11 protein-coding genes are annotated in these 13,212 nt (G+C 72.1%); 4 read left to right on the plus strand and 7 right to left on the minus strand.

Annotated elements, in window-relative coordinates; genetic code table 11:
- Positions 1 to 40: 40 nt before the first annotated feature.
- Together ACIRRU_RS17770 and ACIRRU_RS17775 are read left to right on the plus strand one after the other, a co-directional pair.
- Complete coding sequence (locus ACIRRU_RS17770; RefSeq protein ID WP_403681318.1) at positions 41 to 769, plus strand: hypothetical protein; 729 nt, start codon at positions 41 to 43, stop codon at positions 767 to 769.
- 69 nt (positions 770 to 838) lie between these two features.
- On the plus strand, positions 839 to 1,654 hold the full coding sequence (locus tag ACIRRU_RS17775; protein ID WP_403681321.1) for a DsbA family protein: 816 nt from the start codon (positions 839 to 841) through the stop codon (positions 1,652 to 1,654).
- Positions 1,655 to 1,761: 107 nt separating this feature from the next.
- Here ACIRRU_RS17775 and ACIRRU_RS17780 read toward each other — a convergent pair whose 3' ends face one another.
- On the minus strand, positions 1,762 to 2,340 hold the full coding sequence (locus ACIRRU_RS17780; RefSeq protein ID WP_403681324.1) for a dienelactone hydrolase family protein: 579 nt from the start codon (positions 2,338 to 2,340) through the stop codon (positions 1,762 to 1,764).
- A gap of 62 nt (positions 2,341 to 2,402) precedes the next feature.
- Between ACIRRU_RS17780 and ACIRRU_RS17785 the strand changes: the two genes are divergently transcribed.
- Positions 2,403 to 3,563 (plus strand): mechanosensitive ion channel family protein, encoded by a 1,161-nt coding sequence (locus tag ACIRRU_RS17785; protein ID WP_403681326.1) that lies wholly within the window; start codon positions 2,403 to 2,405, stop codon positions 3,561 to 3,563.
- Positions 3,564 to 3,576: 13 nt separating this feature from the next.
- Here ACIRRU_RS17785 and ACIRRU_RS17790 read toward each other — a convergent pair whose 3' ends face one another.
- From ACIRRU_RS17790 to ACIRRU_RS17810, 5 genes are all read right to left on the minus strand, one after another.
- Complete coding sequence (locus tag ACIRRU_RS17790; RefSeq protein ID WP_403681327.1) at positions 3,577 to 5,163, minus strand: Na+/H+ antiporter; 1,587 nt, start codon at positions 5,161 to 5,163, stop codon at positions 3,577 to 3,579.
- A 132-nt stretch (positions 5,164 to 5,295) separates the two neighbouring features.
- On the minus strand, positions 5,296 to 5,781 hold the full coding sequence (locus ACIRRU_RS17795; RefSeq protein WP_403681330.1) for a GNAT family N-acetyltransferase: 486 nt from the start codon (positions 5,779 to 5,781) through the stop codon (positions 5,296 to 5,298).
- Positions 5,778 to 6,719 (minus strand): RluA family pseudouridine synthase, encoded by a 942-nt coding sequence (locus tag ACIRRU_RS17800; protein WP_403681333.1) that lies wholly within the window; start codon positions 6,717 to 6,719, stop codon positions 5,778 to 5,780. Before ACIRRU_RS17800 ends, ACIRRU_RS17795 begins: the two co-directional genes overlap by 4 nt.
- A gap of 43 nt (positions 6,720 to 6,762) precedes the next feature.
- A complete protein-coding gene (gene lspA / locus ACIRRU_RS17805) occupies positions 6,763 to 7,350 on the minus strand; it encodes a signal peptidase II (RefSeq protein WP_403681336.1) in 588 nt (195 codons plus the stop codon).
- A gap of 58 nt (positions 7,351 to 7,408) precedes the next feature.
- Positions 7,409 to 8,167, minus strand: a complete 759-nt coding sequence (locus tag ACIRRU_RS17810; protein ID WP_403681338.1) for a TraR/DksA family transcriptional regulator — start codon at positions 8,165 to 8,167, stop codon at positions 7,409 to 7,411.
- A gap of 559 nt (positions 8,168 to 8,726) precedes the next feature.
- Between ACIRRU_RS17810 and ileS the strand changes: the two genes are divergently transcribed.
- Positions 8,727 to 11,870 (plus strand): isoleucine--tRNA ligase, encoded by a 3,144-nt coding sequence (gene ileS, locus ACIRRU_RS17815; protein ID WP_403681340.1) that lies wholly within the window; start codon positions 8,727 to 8,729, stop codon positions 11,868 to 11,870.
- 161 nt (positions 11,871 to 12,031) lie between these two features.
- Here the strand turns inward: ileS and ACIRRU_RS17820 are convergent, their stop codons facing one another.
- Positions 12,032 to 13,171, minus strand: a complete 1,140-nt coding sequence (locus ACIRRU_RS17820) for a DivIVA domain-containing protein (RefSeq protein ID WP_363204428.1) — start codon at positions 13,169 to 13,171, stop codon at positions 12,032 to 12,034.
- Between the last annotated feature and the right edge of the window lie 41 nt (positions 13,172 to 13,212).

The raw sequence follows: 13,212 nt of genomic DNA on the forward strand, positions 1-13,212 counted from the left end.
TAAGACCCCCTTACCTCCGCACATGACACACTTTCCGGCGATGGACATCTCAGGGACGCACCTCAGGACGGCGCGCGCGGCGCTCTTCACCGCGCTCGTCGTCACCCTGTCCACCGCGTCCCATGTGCTGCTCTCCGGGGTCCCGCTGCCGCTGACGGCGGTCGCGCTACTGGCCGCCGCGGTCTTCGCGGTGGCGTACGCCCTGGCCGGCCGGGAGCGCGGCTTCCGGCCGATCGCCGGGCTGCTGGTCCCGCTGGAGCTGGCGGCCGACACGCTCTTCACCACCGGCCAGCACCTCTGTTACGGGGCCGCGGGCGGCCCGGTCGCCGGTCCGCTGCGCGCGGTGGGCTTCGACGTCCTGTGCGGCGGCGGTGAGGTCGGCGCGGGCGGGGCCCGGATCGCGGGCGTCGGCGCGGTGGGCACCCCCCTGGCCGGGGTGGCCGGTGCGGGCGACCGTGCGGCGGCGCTGCTGGCGCAGCCCGGACCCGCCGTCCCGTGGCTGCTGCTCGCCGCCCATGTGGCCGTCGGACTGCTCGCCGCGGCCTGGCTGCGGCGCGGCGAGGCGGCCCTGGCCGGGCTGTTGCGGGCGGCGGCGCTCCTGACGTTCCGGCCGCTGCTCGTGGCGGTCGCCGTGGTGCGCGCGAGCGTGCCCTCGCCGGGCCGCCGCCCGCGCCCCGCCGGGCGCCCGCACCCGCTCCCGGCAGCCCGCCTCCTCGTGCACTGTCTGGGTCGCCGGGGCCCGCCGCCCGCCCTGTACGCCGCTGCCTGAGGCACGGCGCACCCGCGCTGGGCGCACCGCCCCTTCCCCACACGTACCCCGCATTCACGGAGAACGATCATGAGCAAGCGCAACACCCAGGCCAACAAGGCAGCGGCCCGCGAGCGGCTGCGGGCCGAGCGTGAGGCCCAGGCCAAGAAGGACAAGACCCGCAAGCAGATCGTCGTCGGCGTCTCGGTCGTCGCGGCCATCGCCGTGGTCGGCGGCATCAGCTACGGCGTGACCCAGCTGAACAAGCCGTCCGGCTGGGAGGCGGCCGCCGACGCGAAGAGCGTCTCCGTGCCCAAGAACACCTCGGGCACCGACGGCACCACGGTCGTGATCGGCAAGTCGAGCGCCAAGAAGACCCTGGAGCTGTACGAGGACTCGCGCTGCCCGGTCTGCGCCACGTTCGAGCAGGGCGTCGGCGAGACCCTCGCGAAGGACGTCGAGGCGGGCAAGTACCAGGTCCGGTACGTCGGCGCGACCTTCATCGACAACACCGACAACGGCGAGGGCTCCAAGAACGCCCTGAGCGCCCTCGGCGCGGCGCTGAACGTGAGCCCCGAGGCGTTCCTGGACTACAAGGCCGCGCTCTACTCGGCGAAGTTCCACCCGCAGGAGAGCGAGGACAAGTTCGCCAAGGACAGCTACCTGATCGAGGTGGCGGACTCGGTCGACGCCCTGAAGGGCAACGCGGCGTTCAAGAAGGACGTCGAGGACGGCACGTACGACGCCTGGGCGATGAAGATGTCGAAGGCGTTCGACAAGAGCGGCGTCCAGGGCACGCCGACCCTGAAGATGGGCGACAAGAAGATCACGGCCGAGGGCAGCGAGAACGCCCCGATGACGGCGGCCGAGTTCACGGCGGCGGTCGACAAGGCGCTGAAGGCCTGACGCCCCGGCGCTCCCGGGCACGGGAGCAGCACGTCCCCTGCCCGGGAGCAGCACGCGGATCCCCGGGTCCGGAGACCCGCACGTGGTTCCCGGTCCCGGCGGCGCGGCTACAGGGTGGCCAGGAAGCCGAGCGCGACCTTCCAGGTCTGCTCGGCGGCCCCCTGGTCGTAGTCGGGCAGATCGGCGTCGGTGTACAGGTGCCCGGCCCCGGGGTAGCGGTAGATCTCCACGTCCGCGCCGGTCCGCTGCATCTGGAGATACCAGCTGTTCAGCCAGTCGTGGGACTCGAAGGCGTCCGGGTCCGCGACGTGCAGCTGGACGGGGAGTTCGTCCACCGTCGCGTTCTCGGCGATGTCCGAGGTGCCGTGGAGCAGCAGCAGTCCGCGGGCCTTCGCGTCACCGAGGGCGAGAGTCTGCGCGGTCGCCGCCCCGAGGGAGAAGCCCGCGTAGACGAGCCCCTGGTCGGAGTGGGGCGCGGCGGCCAGTACGGCGCGCTTGAGCAGCTCCTCCTTGCCGACCTCGTCCTGGAAGGCCATGCCCTCTTCCACCGTGTCGAAGGTGTGCCCGTCGAAGAGATCGGGCACGCGCACCTCGTGGCCGGCGTCCCTGAGCCGCGCGGCCGCCGCGTGCACGGCGGGCCGGAGCCCGTAGGTCGAGTGGAACAGCATGATGTTCATGAGGCCCATGGTGCCATCCGCGCCCCGGAGGCCGCCCCGCATCCGGGCCTGACAACTGGGAGGACGAGGCGATGGAGAACGTGCTGCGCCCGCTGATCGTGATCGGCGGTTCCGTGGTGATCACGCTGCTGGTCGGCTGGCTGGTGGACCGGCTGCTGCGGCGGGCGGACGACCGTCACCACGAGACCCCGCTGTGGGGTCTGCTGAGGCGCTGCCGTCTCCCGTTGCAGGTGGTGATCATCGCGGCGCTGCTGCGCGGCTCCTACCGTCAGACGAGGCTCGACTGGGTGTGGGAGCACCGGGTCGGGATCGGCCAGGTCCTCACGCTCGTCCTGATCGGCGCGTCCGCCTGGCTGGTGGTCCGGATCGCCGTGACGATCGTGGAGGCCACCTACGCCCGCTACGCGACGGCCACCCGCGACCCCGCCCGGGTGCGCCGGGTCCGTACCCAGGTGACGCTGATCCAGCGGGTGGTCATCGCGGTGGTGACGGTCGTCGCGATCGCGGCGATGCTGCTGACGTTCCCCGCGATGCGCGGGATCGGCACCTCGATGCTGGCCTCGGCCGGCCTGATCGGCATCGTCGCCGGTGTCGCCGCCCAGTCGACGCTCGGCAACCTCTTCGCCGGGCTCCAGATCGCCTTCGGCGACATGGTCCGGATCGGCGACACCGTGGTGGTGGACGGGGAGTGGGGCACGATCGAGGAGATCACCCTGACGTTCCTGGCGGTCCGGACCTGGGACGAGCGGCGGATCACCATGCCCGTCTCGTACTTCACCAGCAAGCCGTTCGAGAACTGGTCGCGCGGCGGGGTCCAGATGACCGGGACGGTCTTCTTCCACCTGGACCACTCGGCACCGGTGGCGGCGATGCGCGAGAAGCTGCGGGACATCCTCGGCGACATCGCCGCCTGGGACGGCCGGGACTGGTCCCTCGCCGTCACCGACACCACCCCGTCCACGATCCAGGTGCGGGCGGTGGTCACGGCGAAGGACGCCGACGACATCTGGACGGTGCGCTGCGCGGTCCGCGAGCAGCTGGTGGGCTGGCTGCGCGACCACCACCCCTACGCGCTGCCGCGGATCGTCACCGCGCCCTCCGCGCTCCCGCCGGGCGAGCAGTGGTCGGAGCTGACCGGCGCCGCGGACCCGCGGAACGGCCGCGGCCGCAACGGCAGCTCCCCGGCCGCCGACCCGGGCGACTCCAGGGCCCCGCGCACCGGCCGCGGCTGACGTCCCCGCGGTCTCAGCGCAGCGAGCGGAAGTCCAGGTAGCGCAGCACCCGGTCCACGACCTCCGGGTCGGACCCGGGTTCGCTGCGCGCGGAGAGCACCGCGTGGCGGGCGGCCGACATCATCTCGCGCTGGACGCGGCTGACGGCCTTGAACCGGTCGACGCGCTTGGCGTACGCCTCGCGCCGCTCCTCGTCGATCATGTCCGGGCTGATCCTCGCGCCGATGTCGTACGCGGCGCGATGGAGGCGCTCGACGACCTCCTCGGGGAAGTCCTCGACCTCCTGGATCTCCTTGAGCCGGTACTTCGCGGCCTTGGCGGCCCGGATGGCGAGGTCCCGCTCCAGGGCCTGTTCGGCGTCGGTGTCGGCACGGACCCTCAGTTTCCGCACCAGCCAGGGCAGGGTGAGCCCCTGGAAGACCAGGGTGGCCATGATCACGGCGAACGCGATGAAGATGATCTCGTCGCGGCCGGGGAACGGCTGCCCGTCGTCCGTCTTCAGCGGGATCGCCAGCGCCAGGGCGACCGAGGCGACCCCGCGCATCCCGGCCCACCACATCACGACGGTCTCCCGCCAGCTGGTGGGGATCTCCTCGCTCACGTCCCGCAGGGTGTGCAGCCGCTTGGCCAGCCAGGTCGCGGGCAGCAGCCACAGCAGCCGTACGCCGACGACGACGGCGACGATCGCGAGCCCCCAGCCGGTCATCTCCAGCGCCCGCCCGTCCGCCGTGCCGAACACGCTGTGCAGTTCCAGGCCGATGAGCCCGAAGGCCACGCCGGTGACGAGGGTGTCGACGATGTCCCAGAAGGTACGTCCGGTGAGCCGTCCCAGCACGTCGTCGGCGTCGGCGGTGTGCTCGGCCAGGAACAGGGCGACCGTCAGGACGGCCAGGACGCCGGAGCCCTCCAGCTCCTCGGCGAGGACGTAGGCGACGAAGGGGACCAGCAGGGTCAGCCCGACCTGGAGGGTGGCGTCGCCGAGCAGGTTCATCAGCTTGATGGTGAGCCAGCCGAGCGCGAGGCCCACGGCGACCGCGACGACGGCGGAGAGGACGAGCAGCCCGAAGGCCTGGGGCAGGGAGAAGGTGCCGCTGACGGCGGCGGCGATCGCCACGTGGTAGAGCACGATGGCGGTGACGTCGTTGAAGAGCCCCTCGCCCTCCAGGATGGAGACGAGCCGCCGCGGCAGCCCCACGGAGCCCGCCACGGCGGTCGCCGCGACCGGGTCGGGCGGGGCGACGAGCGCGCCGAGGGCGACGGCCGCGGCGATGGGCAGCCCCGGCACGATCGAGTTGGCGACGGCGGCGACGGCGGCCGTGGTGACGAAGACCAGGGCCACCGCGAGCAGGAAGATGGGCCGCTTGTTGGCGGCGAACTGCCGCCAGGAGGTGCGCTGCACGGTGGCGTAGAGCAGGGGCGGGAGCAGTGCGGGGAGGATGATCTCCGGCGGGACGGCGACGTTCGGCACGAACGGGGTGAAGGCCATCGCGATGCCCGCCAGGGTCATCAGCACCGGTGCCGGGAGCCCGAGCCGCTCCCCCAGGGGCACCGTGACCACGGCTCCGAGCAGCAGCAGGAGCAGCAGTGCCATTTGTTCCACGGTGAGCCTTCCGGAGCGTGCGGGTCCGGGCCGCCGCCCACGGCCGCCGAACAGAGGGGTTTCCGGCGTCCACCCTGCCACGCACCGGGGACGATTCGGTCGATACCCCCCGCTTCAGGACTCCTGCGGCGCTCAGGCGGGACGGAGGTCCCGGCGCATCGCCCGGTGCGGGATGCCCGCGTCGGGGAACTCGGGGCCGTACGCCAGGTATCCGAGCCGTTCGTAGAAGCCGAGGGCCTGGGTCTGGGCGTGCAGGTCGACGGCGGCCAGGCCGAGCGCCAGCGCCTCGTCCTCGATGGCCCGCACGAGCGCCGCGCCCACGCCGAGGCCGCGCGCCTCCCGGGTCACGGCGAGGCGGCCCAGCGAGCCGACGGTACGGTCCCCGCCGGTCTTCCCGGCGGCGTCCGCGCCGTGCAGCAGCCGCCCCGTTCCAAGCGCAGTGCCGTCCGCGGCGACGGCGATGACGTGCACCGCGGTCGCGTCGTAGGCGTCGTACTCGATCTCCTCCGGCACGTTCTGCTCACCGACGAAGACGTTCTTGCGCACCTGGAAGCAGGCGGCGAGGTCGCTCTCGGCCAGGGCCCTGCGGGTGGTGTACGACCCCGGGGCGGCGGTCACCGGCTCTCCGCGGCGATGGTGTCGAGGGCCTTTCGGAGGTCGGCCGGGTAGTCGCTGGCGAACTCCACCCAGGAGCCGTCGGCCGGGTGCTCGAAGCCCAGGCGTACGGCGTGCAGCCACTGCCGGGTCAGCCCGAGCCGCCCGGCCAGGGTCGGGTCGGCGCCGTAGGTGAGGTCGCCGACGCAGGGGTGGCGGTGGGCGGACATGTGGACCCGGATCTGGTGGGTGCGGCCGGTCTCCAGCTTGATGTCCAGGAGGCTGGCGGCGCGGTGGGCCTCGATGAGGTCGTAGTGGGTCACCGACGGCTTGCCCTCAGCGGTGACCGCCCACTTGTAGTCGTGCTGGGGGTGACGTCCGATGGGGGCGTCGATGGTGCCGCTCATCGGGTCCGGGTGGCCCTGGACGAGCGCGTGGTACTTCTTCTCGACGACCCGGTCGCGGAACTGCGCCTTGAGCAGGGTGTAGGCGCGCTCGGACTTGGCGACGACCATGAGGCCGGAGGTGCCGACGTCGAGGCGGTGCACGATGCCCTGCCGCTCGGCGGCGCCGGAGGTCGAGATCCGGTACCCGGCGGCGGCGAGACCGCCGATGACGGTGGTGCCGCTCCAGCCGGGGCTGGGGTGGGCGGCGACGCCGACCGGCTTCACGATGACCACGATGTCCTCGTCGTCGTGGACGATCTCCATGCCCTCGACGGGCTCGGCGACGATCTGGACGGGGGCGGGCGCCCCCGGCATCTCCACCTCCAGCCAGGCCCCGCCGTGCACCCGCTCGGACTTCCCGGCCACCGAACCGTCCACCTGGACCTTCCCGGCGGCCGCCAGCTCGGCGGCCTTGGTGCGGGAGAAGCCGAACATACGGGCGATGGCGGCGTCGACACGCTCGCCTTCCAGGCCGTCCGGTACGGGCAGGGTGCGGATCTCGGGGTGCGTACTCACCAGTCGAGTATGCCTTGCGCGGCACGCTCCCCGTACAGCCCGGTCAGTCCTTGTGGACGGTCCCGTCGGGGTCCAGGCCCTTGAAGGAGAGGATCACGATGAGGATGCCGCCGCACACGATCGCGGAGTCGGCGAGGTTGAAGACGGCGAAGTGCTTGGGGGCGATGAAGTCGACCACCGCGCCCTCGAACACCCCGGGCGCCCGGAAGAGCCGGTCGGTGAGGTTGCCGAGCGCACCGCCGAGGAGCAGTCCGAGCGCGATGGCCCACGGCAGGCTGTAGAGCTTGCGGGCGAGCCGGACGATCACCACGATCACCCCGGCGGCGATGATCGTGAAGATCACCGTGAACGCCTCGCCGAACCCGAAGGCGGCCCCCGGGTTGCGCAGCGCCCGGAACTGGAGCCAGTCGCCGACGATGTCGATCGGCGGCTGGTGCTCCAGCTTGGCGACCACGATCAGCTTGCTCACCAGGTCCAGCAGGTAGGCGACGACGGCGACGCCGATGAGCACGAGAATCCTGCGCTTGCCCGTCCCCCTGCCGGCGGCGTCGGCCGCGGTGGAACCGCTCTCGTCCGGCTGCTGGGCCTCGGGGTTGTCCGGCGTACCGATGATGCGCTCCGCCTCTGCCACGTGAGTCCCTCAACCTAGATGCCTGACTGAGGATGAGGGTACGACACACCTGTGCGGATCAGCCGCGCCGCTCCTGCTTCTGCTTGTCCTCGACGCACAGCGTGGCCCGGGGGAAGGCCTGCATCCGGGCCTTGCCGATCGGTTTGCCGCAGATCTCGCAGAGCCCGTACGTCCCCGCCTCCAGCCGGGCCAGCGCCCGCTCGGTCTGCTCCAGCATCTCCTGGGCGTTCGCGGCCAGCGCCAGCTCGTGCTCACGGGTGATGTTCTTGGTGCCGGTGTCGGCCTCGTCGTCGCCCGCGCCGTCGCCGGAGTCCCGCATCAGCCCGGCGAGCGCCGCGCCCGAGGTCTCCAGCTCGGTGCGCAGCCGCAGGATCTCGCTGGTCAGCAGCGTGCGCGCCTCGTCGACCTCCTCGGACGTCCAGGGGTCCTCGCCGGGTCGTACGGCCAGCTCGCCGGGGGCGGCCGCGCGGGCGGGCGGCACCGGGGCCGTGGCCTGCGCGCCTGCTGCGGGGCGACTAGCGCTCTTCTTGGCTACCACCGTGTGGGCTCCCGTCTCCTCGGCGGCCTCGGCCGCCCCCGTGGCCGCCGTGGCGGCCTTCCCCGTGGCCTTCTTGGCCGCGGTCTTCCTGCCGGTGCTCTTCCCCGCGACGCCCGGCCCGTCGGCGGTCTCCTTCGCGGCCGCCTTCTTGCCGGTCTTCCCGGCGGGCGCCTTCTTGGCGGCGGTCTTCCTCACCGTCTTCGGCGCGGACCCGGCCGGTGGCTCCTGGGGGCCGTCGTGCTCGGCCGCGGTCTCTTCCGCCGTCTTCTTCGCCACCATGGCCGCGGCCCCTTCACATATAGTGATCTTGCTCGCGATTCGTGCTGGGACGATAAATCGACCCCAGCCCCGCGGCAACGGGGCACGCCGCCGTTCCACCCTCCCGGCACCCGCTGGTGACGCGCCTGCATCGGTTGTTCCCAGCTCCCCGCCGGGTAATCCGGCCTCCGCGGCCCGCGGAGAAGTCCCCGCCCCCCGTCCGTCCACTCGGGTCACTCCCGCACCCTCCCGATATCGGGTCGGCCGTCGGCCGTACGGGCCCGTACACTGGGGCCAGCGAGAGGCGTGGATGGGACGAGTAGCGTCGTACGCGGCCAGCAGCGACCCGGGGACGGTGGGAGCCCGGGGGCGAGCGCGTCGTGAAGATCACCCCGGAGCCGCCGGAAGAACGCCGTGGACCGCGGGCCCAGCCCCGGCACCAGGCCACTAGACCCGGCATCGCGACCCCAATGAGGGGGCCACGGGCGCACGCCCGGGGCCAAGGAGGGTGGTACCGCGGGAGCCGGGAGCTCTCGTCCCTCCGACGGAAGTGGAAGACGTCCGCCGGAGGAAGCCGCACATGACATCGCCGCAGTACCGCCAGGTGCCCGCCCAGGTCGACCTGCCCGCCCTGGAGCACGCCGTGCTCGACTTCTGGCGGGAGAGCAAGGTCTTCGCCCGGAGCCTGGAGCAGTCCGAGGGCCGCCCCGAGTGGGTCTTCTACGAGGGCCCGCCCACCGCCAACGGCATGCCGGGCGCCCATCACATCGAGGCCCGCGTCTTCAAGGACGTCTTCCCGCGCTTCCGCACCATGCAGGGCTACCACGTCGGCCGCAAGGCGGGCTGGGACTGCCACGGCCTGCCGGTCGAGCTGGCGGTCGAGAAGGAGCTGGGCTTCAACGGCAAGAAGGACATCGAGGCCTTCGGCATCGCCGAGTTCAACGCCAAGTGCCGGGAGTCCGTGACCCGGCACACCGACGCCTTCGCCGAGCTGACGACCCGCATGGGCTACTGGGTCGACCTGGACGACGCCTACCGCACGATGGACCCGGAGTACGTCGACTCCGTGTGGTGGTCCCTGAAGGAGATCTTCGCCAAGGACCTGCTGGTCCAGGACCACCGCGTCGCCCCCTGGTGCCCCCGCTGCGGCACCGGGCTGTCCGACCACGAGCTGGCCCAGGGATACGAGACGGTCGTCGACCCCTCGGTCTTCGTCCGCTTCCCCCTCACCTCCGGTCCGCTGGCCGGCGAGGCGGCGCTCCTGGTCTGGACGACCACCCCCTGGACGCTGGTCTCCAACACGGCGGTCGCCGCCCACCCCGGGGTCCGCTACGTCGTCGCGACGGACGGCGAGGAGAAGCTCGTCGTCGCCGAACCCCTCGTGGAGAAGGCCCTCGGCGAGGGCTGGGAGGTGACCGGCCAGTCGTTCACCGGCGCCGAGATGGAGCGCTGGACCTACGAGCGCCCCTTCACGCTCGTCGACTTCCCGGCCGAGGCCCACTACGTGGTCAACGCCGAGTACGTCACCACCGAGGACGGTACGGGTCTGGTCCACCAGTCCCCCGCGTTCGGCGCCGACGACCTGCTGGTCTGCCGCTCCTACGGGCTCCCCGTGGTCAACCCGGTCCGTCCGGACGGCACGTTCGAGGAGGACGTCCCGCTGGTCGGCGGGGTCTTCTTCAAGAAGGCCGACGAGGCGCTCACCGCCGATCTGGACGCCCGCGGCAAGCTCTTCCGGCACGTCCCCTACGAGCACAGCTACCCGCACTGCTGGCGCTGCCACACCGCGCTGCTCTACTACGCGCAGCCCTCCTGGTACATCAGGACGACGGCCGTCAAGGACCGTCTGCTCCAGGAGAACGAGAAGACCAACTGGTTCCCGGACTCGGTCAAGAACGGCCGCTTCGGCGACTGGCTGAACAACAACGTCGACTGGGCGCTCTCCCGCAACCGCTACTGGGGCACGCCACTGCCGATCTGGCGCTGCGAGGACGACCACCTCACCTGCGTGGGCTCCCGCGCCGAACTGACGGAGCTCACGGGCACCGACCAGTCGGGGCTGGACCCCCACCGCCCGTTCATCGACGAGATCACCTTCACCTGCACCCACGAGAGCTGCCAGCTGGAGGCCTACCGCGTCCCGGAGGTCATCGACGCCTGGTACGACTCGGGTTCGATGCCGTTCGCGCAGTGGGGCTACCCGTACAAGAACAAGGAGATCTTCGAGAGCCGCTACCCGGCGCAGTTCATCTCGGAGGCCATCGACCAGACCCGCGGCTGGTTCTACACGCTGATGGCGGTCGGCACCCTGGTCTTCGACAAGTCGTCCTACGAGAACGTGGTCTGCCTCGGCCACATCCTCGCCGAGGACGGCCGCAAGATGTCCAAGCACCTGGGCAACATCCTCCAGCCGATCCCGCTGATGGACCAGCACGGGGCTGACGCCGTGCGGTGGTTCATGGCCGCGGGCGGCTCTCCGTGGGCGGCGCGGCGCGTGGGGCACGGCACGATCCAGGAGGTCGTCCGCAAGACCCTCCTGACGTACTGGAACACGGTCGCCTTCCAGGCCCTGTACGCGCGTACGTCGGGCTGGGCCCCCTCCGAGGCCGACCCGGCCCCGGCGGACCGCACGGTCCTGGACCGCTGGCTGCTGAGCGAACTGGGCGCGCTGGTCGACCGGATGACCGTCGCGATGGAGGGCTACGACACCCAGCGCGCCGGCAAGCTGCTCTCGGCGTTCGTGGACGACCTGTCCAACTGGTACGTACGCCGGTCGCGCCGCCGCTTCTGGCAGGGCGACAAGGCGGCGCTGCGCACGCTGCACGAGGTCGTCGAGACCGTCACCCGGCTGATGGCCCCGCTGGTCCCGTTCATCACGGAGCGGGTCTGGCAGGACCTGATCGTCCCGGTCACGCCGCGGGCCCCGGAGTCGGTCCACCTGTCCTCGTGGCCCACGCCGGACGCCACGGCGACCGACCCGGCGCTCTCCTCCCACATGGCGCTGGTGCGCCGCCTGGTCGAGCTGGGCCGCGCCACGCGGGCCGAGTCGGGTGTGAAGACGCGCCAGCCGCTGTCCCGCGCCCTGGTCGCGGCGAGCGGCTTCGATGACCTCTCTCCCGAACTGCGCGCCCAGATCACCGAGGAGCTGAACGTCTCGTCCCTGGCCTCCCTCTCCGAGGTGGGCGGTTCGCTGGTCGACACGACGGCCAAGGCCAACTTCCGGGCCCTGGGCAAGCGGTTCGGCAAGGGCGTGCAGGCGGTGGCCAAGGCGGTGGCGGAGGCGGACGCCGCCGCGCTCTCCCTCGCCCTGCGCGAGGGCACGGCGTCGGTGGAGGTGGACGGCGAGCAGATCGCTCTCGCCCCCGACGAGGTCATCATCACCGAGACCCCGCGCGAAGGCTGGTCGGTCGCCTCGGACGCGGGCGCCACGGTCGCCCTGGACCTGGAGATCACCCCCGAACTGCGCCGCGCGGGCCTGGCCCGTGACGCGATCCGCCTGATCCAGGAGGCCCGCAAGAACAGCGGCCTGGACGTCGCGGACCGTATCGCCGTCCGCTGGACCTCCACGTCCCCCGCGACGGTCGAGGCCCTCACGGAGCACACCCCGCTGATCTCCGATGAGGTGCTCGCCGAGGACTACGCACAGGGCGAGGCGGACGCCACCTACGGCGCCCCGTTCGAGGACGAGGGCCTGGCGCTCACGTTCCGCCTGCGCAAGCGGTAGCGGCGAGCGGAACGACGTCCAAGGGCCCGCCGGAGAGCATCCCGGCGGGCCCTTCGGCGCACCCGCCCGGCCACACCCACGCCAAAGGGCGGGGCCCCGGGAAAACCCGGGGCCCCGCCCTTCGACTGCCGACGGCTACGCGCTCAGCGAGCGCGAACCGATCAGTTGTCGTCCTCGTCGATCAGGAACCCCCGCATCGGCGACGGCGCCTGCTGCATCGGCTGCGGCGCCTGCGGCCGCACCGGAGCCATCGGCTGCGTCATCGCGGGCGACATCTGCTGCTGGCCGCCGTAGGACGGTCCGTTGCCCATGGACTGGCCGCCGCCCATCTGCTGACCGCCGTGGCCACCGTGGTTGGAGCTCCCCATGGAGTGACCCATCGCACCCGCGCCGGCCGGGGCCAGCGAGGGGGACGGCGGCAGCGAGGCCGTCGCCGGGGTCCGCGGCGGGGCGAGGGAGTCGTCCGCCTGGGTCTCCAGCTGACGCAGCTGGCTCTCCAGGTACGACTTCAGCCGGGTGCGGTACTCGCGCTCGAAGCCCCGCAGGTCCTCGACCTTGCGCTCCAGCGTCGCGCGGGCCGACTCCAGCGAGCCCATCGCCACGCGGTGCTTCTCCTGCGCGTCCCGCTCCAGGGCGTCGGCCTTGGCCCGCGCGTCGCGCTCCAGGCCCTCGGCGCGGCTGCGCGCCTCGCCGACGATCTTGTTGGCCTCGGAACGAGCCTCCGCGATCGCCTGGTCGGCGGTCTGCTGCGCGAGCGAGAGAACACGGGCGGCGCTGTCGCCACCGGGTCCCTGTCCCTGCTGCTGCATCTGCTGCATCTGCTGCTGCTGCATCTGCTGCTGGGGGTTGTGACCCATCGGACCGCCCATGGGGCCTCCCATGGGACCGCCCTGCATGGGGCCGGGGCCGTGCGGACCCTGCGGGCCGCCGTGACCGCCCTGGGGGCCGTGGCCGCTGGGACCGGCGGGCAGCTGCGGCGCGCCACCGGGCAGCTGGGGCGGGCCCATCTGCGGAGGCTGCTGCTGTTGCGGCGGTCCGGATATGGCGGCGGGAACAGGCGCGCCGGGCCGGTCCTGCTGCTCCGGTGGCTTGCGCATACCCTGCTGCTGTTGCTGGTTCTGCGCGGCGGCGCGCGTCGCGGCGGCCAGCTTGGCGCGCAGGTCCTCGTTCTCGCGGAGCAGACGGGTCAGCTCCGATTCGACCTCGTCGAGAAAGGCATCGACCTCGTCCTCGTCATAGCCTTCTCGGAGGCGGACGGTCGTGAACTGCTTGTTCCGCACGTCCTCGGGGGTCAACGGCATCTCTTCTTCACCTCTACGTAGTCGTCGGCAGTCGGCAAGAC

Origin of the sequence: Streptomyces sp. NPDC101181 (assembly GCF_044767975.1) — a bacterium.
Taxonomy (GTDB): Bacteria; Actinomycetota; Actinomycetes; order Streptomycetales; family Streptomycetaceae; genus Streptomyces.